The organism is Leifsonia sp. KNZ12-8B (assembly GCF_056755495.1).
Genome location: NZ_JBPGXM010000076.1, coordinates 1 through 18,290, shown reverse-complemented (window position 1 = coordinate 18,290; position 18,290 = coordinate 1). Strand labels below are relative to the sequence as shown.

At 70.3% G+C, this 18,290-nt stretch carries 18 protein-coding genes; 7 read left to right on the top strand and 11 right to left on the bottom strand.

Annotated elements, in window-relative coordinates; genetic code table 11:
• Positions 1–171: 171 nt before the first annotated feature.
• The 5 genes from ispG to ACR9ZG_RS12040 all read right to left on the bottom strand — a co-directional run bounded on the left by ispG (position 172) and on the right by ACR9ZG_RS12040 (position 5,438).
• Positions 172–1,311 (bottom strand): flavodoxin-dependent (E)-4-hydroxy-3-methylbut-2-enyl-diphosphate synthase, encoded by a 1,140-nt coding sequence (gene ispG, locus ACR9ZG_RS12060; RefSeq protein WP_481285082.1) that lies wholly within the window; start codon positions 1,309–1,311, stop codon positions 172–174.
• Between the two features lie 76 nt (positions 1,312–1,387).
• Positions 1,388–2,719: a M50 family metallopeptidase gene (locus tag ACR9ZG_RS12055; protein ID WP_481285079.1), complete on the bottom strand. Its 1,332-nt coding sequence runs from the start codon at positions 2,717–2,719 to the stop codon at positions 1,388–1,390.
• A 53-nt stretch (positions 2,720–2,772) separates the two neighbouring features.
• On the bottom strand, positions 2,773–3,210 hold the full coding sequence (locus ACR9ZG_RS12050; protein ID WP_481285078.1) for a hypothetical protein: 438 nt from the start codon (positions 3,208–3,210) through the stop codon (positions 2,773–2,775).
• Between the two features lie 156 nt (positions 3,211–3,366).
• Positions 3,367–4,461, bottom strand: coding sequence for a 1-deoxy-D-xylulose-5-phosphate reductoisomerase (locus tag ACR9ZG_RS12045; protein ID WP_481285077.1), 1,095 nt, complete (start codon positions 4,459–4,461; stop codon positions 3,367–3,369).
• A complete protein-coding gene (locus ACR9ZG_RS12040; protein ID WP_481285076.1) occupies positions 4,461–5,438 on the bottom strand; it encodes an FKBP-type peptidyl-prolyl cis-trans isomerase in 978 nt (325 codons plus the stop codon). Before ACR9ZG_RS12040 ends, ACR9ZG_RS12045 begins: the two co-directional genes overlap by 1 nt.
• A 65-nt stretch (positions 5,439–5,503) precedes the next feature.
• On the opposite strand from ACR9ZG_RS12040, the gene gabT (ACR9ZG_RS12035) reads away from it, so the two are divergent.
• The 3 genes from gabT (ACR9ZG_RS12035) to ACR9ZG_RS12025 are packed head-to-tail and all read left to right on the top strand — an operon-like array spanning position 5,504 to position 8,566.
• Complete coding sequence (gabT, locus tag ACR9ZG_RS12035) at positions 5,504–6,850, top strand: 4-aminobutyrate--2-oxoglutarate transaminase (RefSeq protein ID WP_481285075.1); 1,347 nt, start codon at positions 5,504–5,506, stop codon at positions 6,848–6,850.
• 20 nt (positions 6,851–6,870) lie between these two features.
• Complete coding sequence (locus ACR9ZG_RS12030) at positions 6,871–7,740, top strand: hypothetical protein (protein WP_481285081.1); 870 nt, start codon at positions 6,871–6,873, stop codon at positions 7,738–7,740.
• A gap of 46 nt (positions 7,741–7,786) precedes the next feature.
• The gene (locus ACR9ZG_RS12025) at positions 7,787–8,566 is read left to right on the top strand and encodes a lysophospholipid acyltransferase family protein (RefSeq protein WP_481285074.1); all 780 of its coding nucleotides are present in this window, start codon (positions 7,787–7,789) and stop codon (positions 8,564–8,566) included.
• On the opposite strand, the gene ACR9ZG_RS12020 is transcribed toward ACR9ZG_RS12025, so the two are convergent.
• Positions 8,563–9,036 (bottom strand): CGNR zinc finger domain-containing protein, encoded by a 474-nt coding sequence (locus tag ACR9ZG_RS12020; protein WP_481285073.1) that lies wholly within the window; start codon positions 9,034–9,036, stop codon positions 8,563–8,565. The genes ACR9ZG_RS12025 and ACR9ZG_RS12020 overlap by 4 nt on opposite strands.
• Positions 9,037–9,111: 75 nt before the next feature.
• Between ACR9ZG_RS12020 and ACR9ZG_RS12015 the strand changes: the two genes are divergently transcribed.
• The gene (locus tag ACR9ZG_RS12015; protein ID WP_481285072.1) at positions 9,112–9,357 is read left to right on the top strand and encodes a hypothetical protein; all 246 of its coding nucleotides are present in this window, start codon (positions 9,112–9,114) and stop codon (positions 9,355–9,357) included.
• An 81-nt stretch (positions 9,358–9,438) separates the two neighbouring features.
• Here ACR9ZG_RS12015 and ACR9ZG_RS12010 read toward each other — a convergent pair whose 3' ends face one another.
• Entirely contained in the window at positions 9,439–9,912 is a 474-nt protein-coding gene (locus ACR9ZG_RS12010; protein WP_481285071.1) for an OsmC family protein, read from the bottom strand.
• Between the two features lie 36 nt (positions 9,913–9,948).
• On the opposite strand from ACR9ZG_RS12010, the gene gabT (ACR9ZG_RS12005) reads away from it, so the two are divergent.
• Positions 9,949–11,310 (top strand): 4-aminobutyrate--2-oxoglutarate transaminase, encoded by a 1,362-nt coding sequence (gene gabT / locus ACR9ZG_RS12005; protein WP_481285070.1) that lies wholly within the window; start codon positions 9,949–9,951, stop codon positions 11,308–11,310.
• An 8-nt stretch (positions 11,311–11,318) separates the two neighbouring features.
• Positions 11,319–12,323 (top strand): asparaginase, encoded by a 1,005-nt coding sequence (locus tag ACR9ZG_RS12000; protein ID WP_481285069.1) that lies wholly within the window; start codon positions 11,319–11,321, stop codon positions 12,321–12,323.
• 99 nt (positions 12,324–12,422) lie between these two features.
• Here the strand turns inward: ACR9ZG_RS12000 and ACR9ZG_RS11995 are convergent, their stop codons facing one another.
• From ACR9ZG_RS11995 to ACR9ZG_RS11980, 4 genes are all read right to left on the bottom strand, one after another.
• Entirely contained in the window at positions 12,423–13,193 is a 771-nt protein-coding gene (locus ACR9ZG_RS11995) for an ABC transporter permease (RefSeq protein ID WP_481285080.1), read from the bottom strand.
• 107 nt (positions 13,194–13,300) lie between these two features.
• The gene (locus ACR9ZG_RS11990) at positions 13,301–14,224 is read right to left on the bottom strand and encodes an ABC transporter permease (RefSeq protein ID WP_481285068.1); all 924 of its coding nucleotides are present in this window, start codon (positions 14,222–14,224) and stop codon (positions 13,301–13,303) included.
• Positions 14,224–15,423, bottom strand: a complete 1,200-nt coding sequence (locus ACR9ZG_RS11985) for an ABC transporter ATP-binding protein (protein WP_481285067.1) — start codon at positions 15,421–15,423, stop codon at positions 14,224–14,226. Before ACR9ZG_RS11985 ends, ACR9ZG_RS11990 begins: the two co-directional genes overlap by 1 nt.
• Positions 15,423–16,637 carry an ABC transporter substrate-binding protein gene (locus tag ACR9ZG_RS11980; protein ID WP_481285066.1) on the bottom strand — a complete coding sequence of 405 codons (1,215 nt, stop codon included), beginning with the start codon at positions 16,635–16,637 and terminating at the stop codon, positions 15,423–15,425. Before ACR9ZG_RS11980 ends, ACR9ZG_RS11985 begins: the two co-directional genes overlap by 1 nt.
• A 369-nt stretch (positions 16,638–17,006) precedes the next feature.
• Between ACR9ZG_RS11980 and ald the strand changes: the two genes are divergently transcribed.
• Positions 17,007–18,137, top strand: coding sequence for an alanine dehydrogenase (ald, locus tag ACR9ZG_RS11975; protein WP_481285065.1), 1,131 nt, complete (start codon positions 17,007–17,009; stop codon positions 18,135–18,137).
• The last annotated feature ends 153 nt before the right edge of the window (positions 18,138–18,290 follow it).

Here is an 18,290-nt window from a genome sequence, read left to right as displayed (position 1 = left end):
GTGCGCCCCCCCCCCGGGCCCCCCGCCCGCGCTGCTCCCACGGGGGGGGGGGGGGGGGGGGGGGCGGCGGGCCCCCCAAAAGGGGCCCCCCCCCGCCGGGGGGGGGGGGGGCTCTCCTCCCTTTTTACGAAGCGGTGCGCGGTGTCCGTGCAGTGCGGGGCGGGGCCGGGGTCAGTGGGCTCCGACGGTCACGGTCGGCTCGCCGGAGGTCTCGCCCGCGGCGGCCATCTCGTCCGCGATGCGGTTCGCCTCCGCGATGAGGGTCGCGACGATCTCCGACTCCGGCACGGTCTTGACGACCTCGCCCTTGACGAAGATCTGGCCCTTGCCGTTGCCGCTCGCGACGCCGAGGTCGGCCTCGCGGGCCTCCCCGGGGCCGTTCACGACGCAGCCCATGACGGCGACGCGCAGCGGGACGCTCATGCCCTGCAGGCCCTCTGTCACGCTGTCGGCCAGCGAGTAGACGTCGACCTGGGCGCGTCCGCAACTCGGGCACGACACGATCTCGAGCTTGCGCTCACGGAGGTTGAGCGACTGCAGGATCTGCAGGCCGACCTTCACCTCCTCGGCGGGAGGCGCCGACAGCGACACGCGGATGGTGTCGCCGATGCCCTCGCCGAGCAGGATGCCGAACGCCGTCGCCGACTTGATCGTGCCCTGGAAGGCCGGGCCGGCCTCCGTCACGCCGAGGTGGAGGGGCCAGTCGCCGCGCTCGGCGAGCATCCGGTACGCCTTCACCATGACGATCGGGTCGTTGTGCTTGACCGAGATCTTGAAGTCGTGGAAGTCGTGCTCCTCGAACAGGCTCGCCTCCCAGACCGCGCTCTCGACGAGGGCCTCGGCGGTCGGCTTGCCGTACTTCTGCAGCAGGCTCGGCTCGAGCGAGCCCGCGTTCACCCCGATGCGGAGGGAGACGTCGGCCGCCTTGGCATAGGCCGCGATCTTGCCGACCTGGTCGTCGAACTTGCGGATGTTGCCCGGGTTCACGCGCACGCCCGCACAGCCGGCGTCGATGGCCGCGTAGACGTAGTTGGGCTGGAAGTGGATGTCCGCGATGACCGGGATCTGGCTCTTCTTCGCGATGATCGGCAGCGCCTCTGCGTCGTCGCGGCTCGGCACGGCGACCCGGACGATGTCGCAGCCGGAGGCGGTGAGTTCGGCGATCTGCTGCAGGGTCGCGTTGATGTTCGTGGTGGGCGTCGTGGTCATCGACTGGACGCTGACCGGGGCGTCGCCGCCGACCAGGACCTTGCCGACGCGGATCTGACGGGACTTGCGACGGGGGGCGAGGGTCTCGGGGACCTTGGGCATCCCCAGATTGATTGCTGCCACGTGCTCAATCCTACGCGGCGGATTGGGAACCGTCTGGGCGTGGGTTGGGAGCGGGCTAGCCGAAGAGGTTGACCGGCTTGACGATGTCCGCGTACATCAGCAGCACGCTCATCCCGCCCAGCACGATCACCACGGCGAAGGTGAGCGGCATCAGCTTGGCCATGTCGACGGGCCCAGGGTCGCGGCGGCGGAAGATCTTCGCGACCGTGCGGCGCAGCCCCTCCCACAGCGCCCCGGCGATGTGCCCGCCGTCGAGCGGCAGCAGCGGCACCAGGTTGAAGACGAACAGCGCGATGTTGAGGGAGGCCAGCATCCCGACCATCGTGTAGGCCTTGTCGACCACCGGCACGCCGTCGAGCGCGGTCAGCTCCCCCGCGGCGCGGCCGATGCCGACGACGCTGATCGGCCCGTTCGGGTCGCGCTCTGCCGAGCCGAAGGCCGCGTTCCACACGTCGACCATGCGCTGCGGGAGGTGCAGGAAGACGTTGAACACCGCCTCCGTCTGCGCTCCCACCGCGGGAAGGACCGCCGTGACGGGCTGCGGGACGAGCTCCTGCACCGGGCCGATGCCGACGAAGCCGACGGTCAGCGTCTCGACGTCGCCCGCCGCATCCTTGACCACCTGGCCCTTGTCGTCCGTCTTCGCGACCTCGTTGCTGATCGGGGTGACGGTGACCGTGCGGTCGGCGCCGTCGCGCTCGACGACGACCGAGAGCGAGCGTCCGGCCGACTCGCGGATGATCGCGGTGGACTGCGCCCACGTGGAGATGCGGGTGCCGTCGATCGACACGATCCGGTCCCCCGGCTCGATGCCCGCGGCGGCGGCCGGCCCCTTCGGGTCGTCGGCCGAGCACGTCTGGCTGGTGCTCGTCGCCGGCAGCACGCACTGGCTGACCGTGGCGATGGTGGTGGAGTTCTGCGGCGCGCCGAAGCCCATGAGCAGCACGCCGAACAGCACGACGGCGATCACGAGGTTCATGAACGGCCCGCCGAACATGATGACGATCCGCTTCCAGACCGGGAGCCGGTAGAAGGTGCGCTCCTCCTCGCCGACGGCGACGGTCTCGGCGCTCGCCTGCCGGGCGTCCTGAGCCAGCCCCTGCATGAAGCCCGTGGTGGCGTTGCGACCCTGGCCGCCGTCCTTGCCCGGAGGGAACATCCCGATCATCGAGATGTACCCCCCGAGCGGGATCGCCTTCATTCCGTACTCGGTCTCGCCGCGGCGGAACGAGAACAGCGTCTTGCCGAACCCGATCATGTACTGCGTGACCTTGACGCCGAACAGCTTGGCGGGCACCAGGTGGCCGATCTCGTGCAACGCGATCGACAGCGCCAGCCCGATCAGGATGATGACGACGCCGAGGACGAACAGGAGCACGGATTCCACGGACTCAGGGTAGCCGCGGCCGGCTTGGAACGAGCAGGGCGAATGCTATGCCCTTAGTACGTCCGCCAGTTCAGGTTGCCGTTCCTCTGCAGATCACCGAAGTTCACGCAGAAGCCACCGCCCACGAAGGTCTTGTCCGTCCCGGTCCACACGCCGTTGTAGAGGACGGAGAAGTGGATGAACACCGTCGTGCCATAGGGAACGACGATCGACGCGGCGTTGCTGCGGATCTTCTGTCCATATCCCACCTGGAAGGGGCTCGAGTTGAACGTGTCGTTGATCCACGCCTCCCCAGCGTTCACGCCTCCGTAATAGCGCGAAGCACCGGTGCAGTTCGGGGCGTAGTAGATCGTGAACCCCTTGTCTGCGGCTTGAGCCGGCGCCACGCCGATCAGGCTGACGACGACGGAAGCGATCGTCGCCGCTATGGCGACCGCGGCTCGTCTGCGACGACCGGCCGACTTCCCGTTGCCCCGCGTGAAAATTCGCATCGCTTAACCTCTCGGTCGGTCCGAGGAGCGTCGCACATGTTCGTCGATCCCCCCGGATTCTCGAACTGCAATGGCGCGCCCCCATGACGGGCCACTGTCCACCTGCGAGGTGGACAGCTAGACGCTAACAGCCGTGATGCGGAGCGTATAGCCCCGTCAGCGGCCGATGACCGCGTCGGCGGCGGAGCGCGCCCACCCCTCGGCCTCCGTGAGGGACTCACGCGTGAGCTCCCCGGCGGGTTCGTGCGCGTCGACGATGCGCTCCACCGTCTCGACGATCGCCAGGTAGCCGATCGCTCCCGCGTGGAATGCGGCGACAGCCTGCTCGTTCGCCGCGTTGAAGACTGCCGGGTAGGTGCCTCCGGCGGCGCCCACCCGCTTGGCGAGCGCGACCGCAGGGAACGCCGCGTCGTCGAGCGGCTCGAAGGTCCACGTGTGGGCCTGCGTCCAGTCGAGTGGGGCACCGACTCCGGGCACCCGGTCTGGCCAGCCCAGCCCGAGGGAGATCGGGAGGCGCATGTCCGGCGGGGAGGCCTGCGCGATCGTGGAGCCGTCGACGAACTCCACCATCGAGTGGATGACCGACTGCGGGTGCACCGTGACCTCGATCTGCTCGAACGGCACGTCGAACAGCAGGTGCGCCTCGATCACTTCGAGGCCCTTGTTGACGAGCGTCGAGGAGTTCGTCGTCACGACCAGGCCCATGTCCCAGGTCGGGTGTGCGAGCGCCTCCCGTGGGGTCACGTCGCGCAGAGACTCCCGGCTGCGGCCGCGGAACGGCCCACCTGACGCGGTCAGCACCAGCCGGCGCACCTCGTGCGGGAACCCGGACCGCAGCGCCTGCGCGATCGCCGAGTGCTCCGAGTCGACGGGAACCAGCTGCCCGGGAGCGGCGGCCCGTTTGACGAGCTCGCCGCCGACGATCAGCGACTCCTTGTTGGCGAGCGCGAGCATGGCGCCCGTCTCGAGCGCGGCCAGCGTCGGGCCGAGTCCCACGGAGCCGGTGATGCCGTTGAGCACGACGTCGGCCTCCACCGACCGCACGAGCCGCTCGGCGTCCTCGGCCCCGAGCGCGGTCTCCCGCACCCCGAACCGCTCCGCCTGCTCCGCGAGCAGCTCCGCGTTGCGCCCGGCGGTCAGCCCGACGACGTCGAACCGCCCGGGATTCGCCGCGATGACGTCGAGCGCCTGCGTCCCGATCGACCCGGTGGACCCGAGGATGACGACGCGGCGCTGCGCCGGGGCGGGCATCAGCGCGCCGTCTTCAGGATGTCGATGACGAAGACCATCGTGTCCGTCGCCTTGATCTCGCCGCTGCCCTTGTCGCCATAGCCGTCGGCGGGCGGGATGACCGCGATCACCTGCGAGCCGACCTTCTGGCCCTCCAGCGCCTTCTGGAAGCCCTTGACGACACCGGTCGTGGCGAACGACACCGGGGCGCCGTTGCTCCAGCTGGAATCGAACATGTGGCCATTCCGCCACAGGACGCCCTTGTACTGAACACTCACGGTGTCGCCGGGCTGCACCGTGTCGCCGTCGCCCTGCTTCAGCACGGCGATCTTCGTCTCCTTCGGCGGATCGGCCTTCGGAATGGTGATGGTCGGCTCGCCGGTCTTCGCGAGCGTGACGCTCGGGAAGCCGGCCGGCGGCTCGACCGCCTTGCCGTTCGCCTTCGTGGCGGCGACGGCGACGAGATCGGCCACCAGCACCACCGCGTCCTTCTCGGTCAGGCTGAGCTGCGACAGGTTGGCGCTGCCCAGTGCGTCCTTCGCGGGCGCCGTGAGGACGACACGCGAGCCGATCGGGAGGCACTCGACCGCTCGGACGATGCCGGGCAGGAATTTCCTGTCGTCGAGCGTGACGGTCTGGGCGTCGTTCGGCTCGAAGCCGATGGCGGGGATCAGCTCCTTGCCCGTCGTACCGCTGTAAGCGGCGACAGCGACGTCGACCGCGGACCCCGCCTTCGCCTTCTCACCCGTGCCCGTGATGACCACGCTGCGCTCGACGTCGCTCGTCGTGAGCGGCGACGAGAGCTTGATGGTCGGGGCGGCCCGGAACGCGCCCTCCACCTTCACGGACTTCGAGGCGTCGCCCGCCTTGACGTTCTCGCAGGAGGCGGCGGTAGCGGTCGGCGTGGAGCTCGCGCTCGGCTCGCCCGAGGAGGAGCTGCAGGCGGCCAGCCCGGTCACGACGAGGGCGGCGGTGAGGAGGGTGAGAGTCTTGCGCACGACGCACAAGTCTGCCGCATCCGCCTCTGGCCCCGCTGACAGTCCGCCGTGCGCTCCCGCCTACGATGGAGGGCATGACCCGCGAATTCTCCGTGCCCCAGTCCCGCCACCTCGTCACCGAGCTGCCCGGCCCGCGGTCCGTGGAGCTGCAGCAGCGGCGCGTGGCCTCGGTCAGCCGAGGCGCCGGAACGCTCGCGAACATCTACATGGAGTCCGGCTCCGGCGCCATCCTGGTCGACGTCGACGGCAACCGCCTCATCGACCTGGGCTGCGGCATCGGCGTCACCACGATCGGCCACGCGCACCCCGCGGTCGCGGCAGCCGCCGCCGAGCAGGCGTCGAAGCTCACCCACACCCTCTTCACCGTGACCCCGTACGAGAACTACGTGAAGGTCGCCGAGAAGCTCGCCCAGATCACGCCCGGCGACTTCGAGAAGCACAGCATCCTCGTCAACTCGGGCGCCGAGGCCGTGGAGAACGCGGTCAAGATCGCCCGCAAGTACACGGGCCGGCGCGCCATCGCGACGCTCGACCACGCGTTCCACGGCCGCACCAACCTCACCATGGCGATGACGTACCGCCCCTGGCCGGAGCGCGCCGGGATGGGGCCGTTCCCCGGCGAGATCTACAGCCTCCCGATCAGCTACCCGTTCCGCGACCCGGAGGGGATGACCGGCGAGGAGGCCGCCGAGCGGACCATCGACTACATCAACACGCACATCGGCGCGACCGAGCTCGCCGCCCTGTTCGTCGAGCCGATCCAGGGCGACGGCGGGATCATCATCCCGGCGCCCGGCTACTTCAAGCGCCTCAGCGAGTTCTGCACCGAGAACGGCATCGTCTTCGTCGCCGACGAGATCCAGGCCGGCATCGCCCGCACCGGCGCGTGGTACTCGATCGAGCACCACGGCGTCGTGCCCGACCTCGTCACCACGGCGAAGGGCGTCGCGGGCGGGTTCCCGCTCGCGGCGGTGACCGGCCGCGCCGAGATCATGGACGCGGTCCAGCCCGGCGGCATCGGCGGCACCTTCGGCGGCAACCCGGTCTCGACCGCCGCCGCGCTCGCGGTGTTCGACGTCATCGAGCAGGAGGATCTGATCGCCGAGGCGCAGCGCGTCGAGCGCAGCCTCCTGGCCCGCATCGGCGACTGGGCCGAGCGCTTCCCGGTCGTCGGCGAGGTGCGCGGCAAGGGTGCGATGTTCGGCGTCGAGCTCGTCGTGCCCGGCACGAAGAAGCCGAACCCGGAGGCGCTCAAGCAGGTGCTCGGCCACGCGACCCGCAACGGCGTCATCCCGCTCGACGCGGGCAGCTGGGACAGCGTCCTCCGCCTCCTGCCGTCGGTCGTCATCAGCGACGAGCTCATCGACGACGCGGCGACGGTGCTCGAAGAGGCGCTCGGCCGGCTCGGCTGAGGCAGCGCGGGGTGAACCGGATGCGGCGACGGCGCCTCGGCGCGCTCGCGCGACTGACCGCGGCGGCGACGGTGGTCGCCGCCGCGCTCGGCGTCGTGCCGGCCACCGGGGCGTTCGGCGCCGAGCGGGCCTCCTTCGAGCCCGGGCAGATCATCAGCGACGACAGCTTCTACAACCCCGACGCGATGACGGCGGGGCAGATCCAGCGATTCCTGGAGGAGCGGCGCTGCCGGCCGAAGGACGACTCGCCCTGCCTCGACGAGTTCCGCATGACAACGCCGGACACACCGGCGTCCGCCGAGCGCTGCGAGGCGATCCCCGGCCACAGGAAGGAGCGGGCGAGCAGCATCATCGCGCGCGTCGCGAAGGCCTGCACGATCAGCCCGCGGGTCCTGCTCGTGCTGCTGCAGAAGGAGCAGTCGCTGCTCACCGCGCCGAGCGCCTCCGGCTACCAGAAGGCCACCGGATACGCGTGCCCGGACACCGCCGAGTGCGACAAGCGCTACTTCGGCTTCTTCAACCAGGTCTACCGAGCCGCGTGGCAGTTCCGCGAGTACACCGCGCATCCCGGTGACTGGCGCTACCGGATCGGCGCGAATCGCATCCAGTTCCACCCCGACGCGACGTGCGGCGCGAGCAGCGTGCGGATCGTGAACCAGGCGACCGCGAACCTGTACAACTACACGCCGTACCAGCCGAACGACCAGACGCTCGCGCATCCGAGCGGCCCGGCGGGCGACTGCTCGACCTACGGAAACCTCAACTTCTCGCGCCTCTACACGAGCTGGTTCGGCGACCCGCTGGCCGTGCGGTTCGGCGGCTTCGTGCCGCCCTGCCTGCTGTACGCGGGCGGTTACGGCTGCGATGCGCCCCGCGCCTTCCCGGGATGACCGGCTCATGCCGCCTCCGGAATACGGCCGTGGCTACGCTCGACGGGTGAGCATCCACGACGCCGAGGGCGCTGCAGCCGCCGACCGCCCGGACCAGCAGGAGGTCCAGCGACCGGGGCCGCTATACTTCTTCCTCCGCTGGATCATCGCGCCCGTCGCGAAGCTCGTCTACCGCCCGCGCGTCATCGGCCGGCGCAACGTCCCGCGCTACGGCAAGGTCATCCTGGCCAGCAACCATCTGTCGTTCATCGACTCGGTGCTCATCCCGATCACCTCGCCGCGGCGCGTGCAGTTCCTCGCCAAGTCGCACTACTTCGAGGGCACCGGCTTCCGGGGCCGCGTCTCCAAGGCGTTCTTCACCGCGATCGGCGCGGTCGGCGTCAAGCGGGGTGCGGGGCAGGCCGCTCAGGAGGCGCTGGAGCAGTCCCGGCGCATCATCGACACAGGCGCCGCCTTCGCGCTCTACCCCGAGGGCACGCGCTCGCTCGACGGCCGCCTCTACAAGGGCCGGACCGGCGTCGGCTGGCTCGCGCTGACCACCGGCGCGAAGGTCGTCCCGGTCGGCCTCATCGGCACGAACGAGATGCAGCCGGTCGGCGAGAAGTTCCCGCGCGTACGCCGGGTGACCGTCGTCTTCGGCGAGCCGCTCGACCTGGCCTACCTCGGCCCAGCCGACTCGGGCCGTGCCCGGCGCCAGGCGACCGACGAGATCATGGCGGCCATCCACAAGCTCACCGGGCAGGAGCTCGCCGGCAGCTACAACGAGGCTCCCCCAGCGGGTGCCGTCGAGCGGGTCAAGCGCGTGCTGCGGCCGGAGCGGCTCTAGGCGCGCGCCTGACTGCGGGCGCGGAACGTCCGCGCCTTCTGCCGGTTGCCGCAGACCTCCATGCTGCACCACTGGCGGGAGCCGTTGCGCGACGCGTCGTAGAACGCCCAGCGGCAGTCCTCGCCGCCGCACAGCTTCACGCGGCCCAGCCGGCCCTGGATGCTGAGGACCAGCGCGCTGGCGACCGCGGCCTCCGCCACGGTCGTCGCCGTGGGTGCCAGTCCGCCGTCGACCGCGGTGACCGGGATGCTCGCGCCCGGCAGCGGCTCGCGACCGCCGTCGACGATCGCGCGCAGCGCGTCGCGCAGGCGCCGGGCCTTCGCCCGCTCCCCCGGCTCGAGCCCGTGCGCGCCCGCCCAGGCGCGGAACGCGGCCGGGTCGTCGAGCTGGTCGGTGCCGTCCTCGACGTCGAGCGTGTTGAGGAAGTCCACGAGGAGGTCGGGGCCGAGCTCGGGAGCATTCGTCTGCATGCAACCATTGTAACGCAATAGGTGGTTACGGTAACCTGATGGCGAATAACCAGTCATCGCTGATAGGGGGTTATCATGCATCCGCTGACCATCTGGGCCATCGCGACGAACAGCCTGGCGGAGCGCGAGCGGGAGGCCCAGCTGCTGCGCCGGCAGCACGATTCCGGCATCCCGCAGCCGCCGCCGCTGACGCGCGACGAGCGCTGGGTCGCCGCGATCCACCGCTGGGCCGCGGCGGAGCCGCAGCAGCAGCAGCCGGCAGCTGCTCCCGCGCCCGCTCCCGCCGCGTCCGCCGTCGCCCCGCGCCTCGGCTGCGCCTGACATCGGGTCGGCGCGACACGCCGCGCCCGCGCCGGGCGCGACGGCGTGTCGTGACAACTCGTCGGTGAGGAGGCCGCCGGGTCAGACCAGCGTGAGGATCTCCGGGCGGTGGTGCACCGGGAAGTTGACGCTCGCGGCGATGAAGCACTTCTCCGAGGCGGGCGCGTGCAGCGTCTCCGCCAGCGCCGCCTGGGCCGGGTCGGCGACCGTGACCCGCGGGTGCAGCGTCACGCTCGTGAAGTGCCCGCCGCCGTTCCCGTTCTGCTCCATGACGCCGGTCGCCGCGTCGGTGTAGCCGACGACAACGACCCCGGCCGCCGCCGCCTCGGCGAGATAGCTGAGCATGTGGCACTGCGCGAGCGCGGCCAGCAGCAGCTCCTCGGGGTTCCAGCGGTCGCGGTCGCCGAAGAACACGCGGTCCGCCGAGCCCTCGATCGCGTGCTTGCCGGCGGCGCCGACCACGTGCTCGCGCCCGTAGGCCTTGTAACCGCTGGTCCCGGTCCCCCGGTTCCCGGTCCACTCCAGGTCGATTGCGTACGAGTGCTCGAGCTTCATGGTTCGATTCTGGCACCCCGGATAGACTTGGGGCCCATGACCGACACCCTCCGCACCTCCGCGCCCGTCTACTCGGTGAAGCAGGAACGCCGCATCGTCACCGCCGTCCCCGGCCCGAAGTCGCAGGAGCTGCACGAGCGCCGCCTGGCCGTCGTCCCGACCGGTGTGTCCTCCGCCCTGCCCGTCTACATCGCCCGCGCCAACGGCGCCGTGCTGGTCGACGTCGACGGCAACCAGTTCGTCGACTTCGGCGCCGGCATCGGCGTCACCACCATCGGCCACACCGAGACCGCCGTCGTGGAGGCCGCCGCCGCGCAGCTGCAGGACGTCATCCACACGCTCTTCACCATCACCCCGTACGAGGAGTACGTGCGCGTCGCCGAGCTGCTCGCCGAGCACACCCCCGGCGACCACGCCAAGAAGACCGTGCTCGTCAACTCCGGCGCCGAGGCCGTCGAGAACGGCGTGAAGATCGCGCGCAAGCACACCGGCCGCCGCGCCGTCGCCGTGCTCGACCACGCGTACCACGGCCGCACCAACCTCACGATGGCCATGAACTACAAGGCCATGCCGTACGCGACCGGCTTCGGCCCGTTCGCCGGCGACGTCTACCACGCGCCCAGCTCGTACCCGTACCGCGACGGCCTCAGCGGTCAGGAGGCCGCGGCCCGCACGATCGCCTACCTCGAGAAGGTCGTCGGCGCCTCCGACCTGGCCTGCCTGGTGGTCGAGCCGATCCAGGGCGAGGGCGGCTTCATGGTGCCGGCCGACGGCTACCTGCCCGCCCTCCAGGAGTGGTGCACCGCCAACGGCGTCGTCTTCATCGCCGACGAGATCCAGAGCGGGATGGCCCGCACCGGCGCGTACTACGCCAGCGAGCACTTCGGGCTGGTCCCCGACCTCGTCCTCAGCGCCAAGGGCATCGCGGGCGGCCTCCCGCTCGCCGCGGTCACCGGCCGGGCCGAGATCATGGACTCCGCGCAGCCGGGCGGGCTGGGCGGCACCTTCGGCGGCAACCCGGTGGCCGCCGCCGCCGCGATCGCCGTCTTCGAGGAGATCGAGAAGAACGACCTCCTCGCCGAGGGCGCCCGCATCGAGCGCACGCTCAAGCCGGCCCTCCTGAAGCTGCAGGAGAAGTACGACATCATCGGCGACGTGCGCGGCGTGGGCGCGATGCTCGCCATCGAGCTCGTCAAGCCGGGCACCGCGCAGACCACCAAGGAGCCGAACCCGGAGGCGGTCAGCGCGATCGTCGCGTACGCCGCGCAGCAGGGCGTACTCTTCCTCAACGCCGGCACCTGGGGCAACGTGCTCCGCTTCCTGCCGAGCCTGGCGGTGAGCGACGAGCTGATCGCCGACGCCGTGTCGGTCATCGACGACGCGCTCGCCTCGCTGTGAACGGCGGCATGAGCGGGAGCGCGGTCTTCACCGGCGAGGAGGCGGTCGAGCTCGCGGTCGTCGAGCGGAGCGGGTTCGTCGAGTCGCGGCACGTCGGCTCGGCCGTGGTGCTCGGGCCGGACGGCGCCGTCGTGCGCACGCTCGGGGCGCCCGAGCGCCCGGTGTTCCCGCGCTCGACGATGAAGCCATTCCAGGCGGTCGCGATCATGGGCGCCGGCGTCGCGCTCGAGGGCGCCAACGCTGTGCTGGCGACGGCGAGCCACGCCGGCACGCCCGCCCACGTCTCGGTCGTGCGCACGATCCTCGCCCAGGGCGGTCTCACCGAGGACGCACTCGGCTGCCCCGCCGACTGGCCGGGCGACTCCGCCTCCCGCGACGAGCTCGTCCGCACCGGAGAGGGCCCGCGGCCGATCTACATGAACTGCTCGGGCAAGCACGCCGCGATGCTGGTCGCCTGCCGCACGCACGGCTGGCCGCTCGAGAGCTACCTCGACCCGCAGCACCCGCTGCAGCACCACATCCGCGACACCGTCGAGCGCCTCACCGGCGAGAAGGTGACGGTCACCGGCGTGGACGGCTGCGGCGCTCCCGTGTTCGCGCTGCCGCTCACGTCGCTCGCTCGCGGCATCCAGCGGATCGCCACGGCCTCGGAGGGCTCGCCGTTCCAGCTGTTCCGCAACGCGGCGCTGCTCAAGAACGCCGTGCTGGCCAACGGCTGGGCCCTCGACGGCCCCGGCCGCGCCAACACCGTCGTCATCGACGAGCTGGGCGTGTTCGCGAAGCTCGGCGCCGAGGGTGTCATGGTCATGGCCGCGCCGGACGGCACGACCGTGGCGCTCAAGATGCTCGACGGCAGCCTCCGCGCCGCCTCCGTCGTCGGCCTGTCGCTGCTGGCCGACGCGGGCGCGATCCCGCGGGAGGCGGTGGAGGCGGTGCTCCCGAAGCTCGACCTCGCCGTTCTCGGCGGCGGGCAGCCGGTCGGCGCGATCCGCGCCTCCTACGCCGCCGCCTGACCCGTCTCCCCCGCTTCATCCGTTTGGCGCGACATGCCGTGCCGGAAGCCGCCGAGACGGCATGTCGTGACAAACGGATGGGGAGCTGGGCAGCCGGGACTACGGCGTCGCCCGCGCCAGTCGCTTCGCGCGTGCGGCGGCGCTCAGCTGCGCGATCAGCACCACGAGGATGGTGATGATGAAGACGGCGCTCGCGATCACGTTCGCCTGCGCCGGGATGCCGCGCGACGCCGCGATGTAGATGTACATCGGGAACGTCGTCACCGCGCCGGCGTTGAAGTTCGTGATGATGAAATCGTCGAAGCTCAGCGAGAACGACAGCAGCGCCGCAGACAGGATGCCGGGCAGCAGCAGCGGGAAGGTGATCCGCCAGAACACGGCGATCGGCGACCCGTAGAGGTCGCGTCCCGCCTCCTCCAGCGCCGGGTCGAGGGAGGCGACGCGCGCCTTCACCGTCACCACCACGAAGCTGATACAGAACATCACGTGCGCGATGATGATCGTCCCGAAGCCCTTGTTGACGCCGAGGCTCAGGAACTGGGCGGCGAGGCCGGCGCCGAGCACGACCTCCGGGCTCGCCATCGGCAGGAACAGCAGGAGGCTGGTCTGCGACCGGAAGCGGAACCGGTACCGCATCAGCGCGAGCGCGATCATCGTGCCGAGCACCGTCGCCACGACCGTCGAGATGAGGCCGATGATGATGCTCGCCATGAAGGCGTCGCAGATGCCGGCCGCGTCGCAGACATTGGTCCAGTTGCGCAGGGTGAAACCGCGCCACGCGATGTTGTTCTTGATCGCGTCGTTGAACGAGAACACGAACGTGTAGATGATCGGGATGAGCAGGAAGGCGAGTGCGAGGAACGCGTACACGCCGAGACCGAGCCCCTTGAACCGGAAGCGCGACGGGCGGCCGGGGACGGGCGCCGGCGTGATCTCGCTCGGCCGGACGACGTTCGGTGCGTGGTTCTGCGCGGTGGTCACAGCAGGTCCTCCGTCCCGCTCCGGCGCACGTAGACGCCGACGATCACGAGGATGACCGCCATCAGGATCACCGACATGGAGGCGGCGGTCGGGTAGTTCTGCAGCACGAGGAAGTTGCTCTCGATGACGTTGCCCATCATCGAGGTGTCCGCAGCGCCGAGGAAGTCCTGCGACGCATTGATGTAGTCGCCGGCGGCGGGGATGAAGGTGAGCAGCGTCCCGGACACGATGCCGGGCATCGACAGCGGGACCGTGACCTTGCGGAAGGTGGTCCAGTTGCTCGCGTAGAGGTCCTGCCCCGCCTCCAGCAGCCGGGTGTCGAGACGCTCCAGCGTCGCATACAGCGGCAGCGTCATGAACGGGATGAAGTTGTACGTCAGGCCGAAGATCACCGAGAACGGCGTTCCGGTGATGTGCGCGTCCGGCGGGAGGATCGACAGCGCCTTCAGCGTGCTGGCGACCCAGGCGTCGTCGCTGAGGATGGACTTCCAGGCCAGCGTCCTCAGCAGGAAGCTGATGAAGAACGGCGCGATCACGAGCGTCATCAGCAGGTTCTGCAGCACCGGCCGGCCGCGCATCTTCACGCCGATGAAGTACGCCAGCGGGTAGCTGATCACCAGCGCGGCCGCCGTCGCGATGAGGGCGTAGAGGAAGGAGCGGAGGATCTGCGGCCAGTACTCGGCGATGGAGTCGGTGTAGTTGGTCCACTGGAACGCCGTCTGGTACTGCCCGATGTCGCCGTCGAGCACCGGCGCCTGGAACGACGTGATGATCAGCGAGATCAGCGGCGTGAGGAAGAACAGGACGAGGTACAGCACGCCCGGCAGCAGCAGCACCAGCGCGATGCCGCTGCGGCGCCGGACCGCGGGCTCCTGATCCTGGGTGGGAGGCGCGCTGCCGGTGAAGGCCGCGATGGCCATTACGCGCCCTCCAGCTCGTTCAGGATCCGTTCCCGCGCCTGCGCCGCGATGGCCTGCGTGTCTGCGTCGTCGGCGAACCGGCCGTCGGCGGGCGGCTCATCCGCGAGCACGAAGGTGTGGTCGGCCTCCCAGGCCACCCAGACCGTCGCACCCAGCCCGGCGACCGGGCCGCTGGTGAGGTTCTGCGCGAACACCACGACCGTGCCGGCGCCCGGGATGTCGACCAGGTACTGCGTGCTCACCCCGCTGAACGACACGTCGGTGACGCGCCCCGGTCCGAGCCGGTTGGCGCCGGACGGGATGGTCTCCGGCGTCGCGTGGAGGGTCAGCTTCTCGGGCCGCACTCCGACGGTGACCATGCCGGTCTCGCGCTGCGCCCGCGATCGCGGGACCTGGATGCGGGCGCCGGCGACCTCGATCCCGAGCGTGGCGGTCGAGGTCTCGACGACCGGACCGGCGAACAGGTTGGACTGGCCGAGGAAGTTCGCGACGAACACGGTCGACGGCAGCTCGTAGAGCACCTCGGGCGCCCCCATCTGCTCGATCCGGCCCTTGTTCATGACGGCGACCGTGTCGGCCATCGTCATGGCCTCCTCCTGGTCGTGCGTCACGTGCACGAAGGTGAGGCCGACCTCCAGCTGGATCGACTTCAGCTCCAGCTGCATCTGCCGCCGCAGCTTGAGGTCGAGGGCGCCGAGCGGCTCGTCGAGCAGCAGCAGCGCCGGCCGGTTGACGACGGCGCGGGCGAGCGCGACGCGCTGCTGCTGTCCGCCGGAGAGCTGCGCGGGACGGCGGGCGGCGAGGTGGTCGAGCTCGACCAGGCGGAGGGCCTCGTGCGCCTTCGCGACCGGGTCGGAGATCCGGCGCCGGCGCAGGCCGAACGCGACGTTCTCGAGGATGGTCATGTGCGGGAAGAGCGCGTAGCTCTGGAACACCGTGTTGACCGGACGCTGGAAGGGCTTGGTCTTGGTGACGTCCTTCCCGCCGATCAGCACCTGCCCGGCGGTCGGCTCCTCCAGCCCCGCCACCAGCCGCAGGGTCGTCGTCTTGCCGCAGCCGCTCGGGCCGAGCAGGGCGAAGAACGATCCGGCGGGGATGGTGAGGTCGAGATCCTCGATGGCGGTGAAGCCGGGGAAGCGCTTGGTGATCCCGCTCAGCTGCAGGTCGGCGCCCGACTCGGCGAAGACTCCCTTCGGCATCAGGCCCCCAGGATGACCTTCTGGAACGCGGCCTGGTACTTCTGCTCCTCCGCCGGGGTCAGCGTGCGGAACACATGCGCCTGGGACAGCGTCTCGTCATCCGGGAAGATGAGCTGGTTGTCGGCGAGCGACGGGTCGATGGCCGTCGCCGCCTCCTTCGCGCCCTGCACCGGGGTGATGTAGTTGACCCAGGCGGCGACCTCGGCAGCGACCTCGGGCTGGTAGTAGTAGTCGATCAGTTTCTCGGCGTTGGCCTTGCGGGTCGAGCCGATCGGGATGAGGAAGTTGTCGCTCCAGAGGGTGCCGCCGGCCTCGGGGAGCGCGAACTCCCAGTTGTCGCCGGCCTCCGCGTTGAGCTGGGTGATGTCGCCCGACCAGCAGATCGCCGCGAGGGTGTCGCCGGACTTCAGGTCGTTGAGGTACGAGTTGCCCTTGATGTTGCGGATCTGGCCGTCGCTGACTTCCTTGGTCAGCTTGTCGATGCCCTTCTCGAAGTCGGCGTCCGTGAAGTCGCCCGAGATGTCGACGCCCTGCTGCAGGAGGATCAGTCCCATCGTGTCGCGCATCTCGCTGAGCACGCCGACCTTGCCCTTGAGCTCGGGCTTCCAGAGGTCGTCGACCGACTTCAGGCCGTTCGGGAGCTTCTCCTTGTTCCAGCAGATGCCGGCGAAGCCGCTCTGCCAGGGGAGGGACTTCTTCCGGCCCTTGTCGAAGTCGACGTCGACGAGGTTCGAGACGAGGTTCTTCTTGTTCGGGATGGCGTCGGCGTCGAACTCCTGCACGTAGCCGAGCCGGATCCACCTGGCGACCATCCAGTCGGTGAGGCAGACCGTGTCGGCGCCGATGTCCTTGCCGAGCGCGAGCTGGTCCTTGACCTTGGCGTAGTAGGTGTTGTTGTCGTCGACGGCGACGTCGTACTTCACCTTGATGCCGGACTGCTTCTCGAAGGCTTCGAGCGTGGGGTAGCCGCCCGAGTCGTCCTGGTCGAGGTACGCCTGCCAGTTGGCCCAGGTCATGGACTTGTCGGTCGAGGACTGATCCTTGGCCGGGGTCGGCTTGCTGCCGGCTCCCCCGGTCGAACAGGCCGCGAGAGCCAGGGCCGCCGCACCGGCGCCGACGCCGGCGAGCATGCCGCGGCGCGTGAGCTGCGACTGCTGCGCGGCCAGCACGAGGCGGCGGATCATCGGGTCTTGCGGGAGGGGCCTGGGCTTCACGGGGTGCTCCTTCGGGGGGATCGAACTCGGACCACGGGCGACGCTCCGCCGACGCACATCGGCGTGCCGTCGCGGTGGGACGATCCTGGCACACCGGTGTGCAAACCGCACCAGATAACGGGCAGATCGTCCATCTTGAAACATGATCTTTACGAAATCCGTGCCGGATCGCACGAATCGAGCGCGAAACCGCACCGGTCCGTCTCGCGATCGACCCGTGCGGCCGTGATCCGCAGCCGACTGAGGAAAACCGCCCTCCATCCCGAATGATTTGACGGAATCAGCAGAAGAGGACGAAACCGACTATCGAGATGCTCGGTCATCCCGGCTATGGTGAGAGCGAATCCCCGAACGAGTGGAAGGAACCTCATGAAGGTCGCGATCCCCCGCGAGATCAAGAACAACGAGTTCCGGGTGGCCATCACCCCCGCGGGCGTGCACGATCTGGTCGGCAACGGGCACGAGGTGTTCGTGGAGGCGGGCGCCGGCGTCGGCTCCTCCATCCCGGACCAGCTCTACGCCGACGCGGGCGCGACGATCCTCCCCGATGCCGCGAGCACCTGGGAGGCCGCCGACCTCGTCCTCAAGGTCAAGGAGCCGATCGAGAGCGAGTACGGCTACTTCCGCGAGGGGCTCGTGCTGTTCACCTACCTGCACCTCGCCGCCGACGAGGCGCTGACCAGGGCCCTCGTGGAGAGCCGGGTCACCGCCATCGCGTACGAGACGGTGCAGCTGCCCAACCGCAGCCTCCCCCTCCTCGCGCCGATGAGCGAGGTCGCCGGACGGCTCTCCCCCATCGTCGGCGCCAACACCATGCTGAAGCCGAACGGCGGCCCCGGCCTGCTCGTCCCCGGCGTCCCCGGCACGCACCCCGCGGTCGTGACGGTGCTCGGCGGCGGTGTCGCCGGCACCAACGCCACCCACGTCGCCGTGGGCCTCGGCGCCGAGGTGACCGTGCTCGACACCAACATCGCCCGGCTGCGGGAGCTCGACGCGCTGTACGCGGGCCGGATCAAGACCATCGCCTCCAACAGCTTCGAGATCGAGAAGGCCGTTGTCGCCTCCGACCTCGTCATCGGCTCGGTGCTCGTCCCGGGCGCCAAGGCGCCGAAGCTCGTCAGCAACGAGCTGGTGTCGCGCATGAAGCCCGGCAGCGTGCTCGTCGACATCGCGGTCGACCAGGGCGGCTGCTTCGCGGACTCGCACCCGACGACGCACGCCGACCCCACCTTCACGGTGCACCAGTCGCTGTTCTACTGCGTCGCCAACATGCCGGGTGCGGTGCCGCACACCTCCACGTACGCGCTCACGAACGCGACCCTCCCCTACGCGCGCGCCATCGCCAACCGCGGCTGGCACGCGGCGCTGGCCGCTGACGCGTCGCTGGCCCTCGGCCTCAACGTGCACGACGGCCGCGTGACCAACGCCGGCGTGGCGGAGGCCCACGGGCTCGAGGCGGTCGAGGTGGCGGACGCGCTGGCCGAGCGGGCGCTCAGCTGACGTCGAACCACTGGTCGCCGATCTCCACCCTCGTCCCCCGCGTCACGCGGTAGCGGCGGGCCCCCCCCCCGACGCCGGCCACCCCCCCCCCCCCGGGGCCGCGCCGCGCCAAACGGGCGGAACGGGGCGCCAAACCCCCCACCCCCGCCCCCC

Excerpts from the sequence above, each read along its gene's own strand:
- ACR9ZG_RS12045 (WP_481285077.1), bottom strand. The coding sequence starts at position 4,461 with ATGCCCGCCCCGGCGCAGCGCCGCGTCGTCATCCTCGGGTCCACCGGG.
- ACR9ZG_RS12010 (WP_481285071.1), bottom strand. The coding sequence starts at position 9,912 with ATGAAGCTCGAGCACTCGTACGCAATCGACCTGGAGTGGACCGGGAAC.
- gabT (WP_481285075.1), top strand. The coding sequence starts at position 5,504 with ATGGAGGGCATGACCCGCGAATTCTCCGTGCCCCAGTCCCGCCACCTC.
- ACR9ZG_RS12015 (WP_481285072.1), top strand. The coding sequence starts at position 9,112 with ATGCATCCGCTGACCATCTGGGCCATCGCGACGAACAGCCTGGCGGAG.
- ald (WP_481285065.1), top strand. The coding sequence starts at position 17,007 with ATGAAGGTCGCGATCCCCCGCGAGATCAAGAACAACGAGTTCCGGGTG.
- ACR9ZG_RS12030 (WP_481285081.1), top strand. The coding sequence starts at position 6,871 with ATGCGGCGACGGCGCCTCGGCGCGCTCGCGCGACTGACCGCGGCGGCG.
- ACR9ZG_RS12020 (WP_481285073.1), bottom strand. The coding sequence starts at position 9,036 with ATGCAGACGAATGCTCCCGAGCTCGGCCCCGACCTCCTCGTGGACTTC.
- ACR9ZG_RS12050 (WP_481285078.1), bottom strand. The coding sequence starts at position 3,210 with ATGCGAATTTTCACGCGGGGCAACGGGAAGTCGGCCGGTCGTCGCAGA.
- ACR9ZG_RS11985 (WP_481285067.1), bottom strand. The coding sequence starts at position 15,423 with ATGCCGAAGGGAGTCTTCGCCGAGTCGGGCGCCGACCTGCAGCTGAGC.
- ACR9ZG_RS12000 (WP_481285069.1), top strand. The coding sequence starts at position 11,319 with ATGAGCGGGAGCGCGGTCTTCACCGGCGAGGAGGCGGTCGAGCTCGCG.
- gabT (WP_481285070.1), top strand. The coding sequence starts at position 9,949 with ATGACCGACACCCTCCGCACCTCCGCGCCCGTCTACTCGGTGAAGCAG.
- ACR9ZG_RS11990 (WP_481285068.1), bottom strand. The coding sequence starts at position 14,224 with ATGGCCATCGCGGCCTTCACCGGCAGCGCGCCTCCCACCCAGGATCAG.
- ispG (WP_481285082.1), bottom strand. The coding sequence starts at position 1,311 with ATGCCCAAGGTCCCCGAGACCCTCGCCCCCCGTCGCAAGTCCCGTCAG.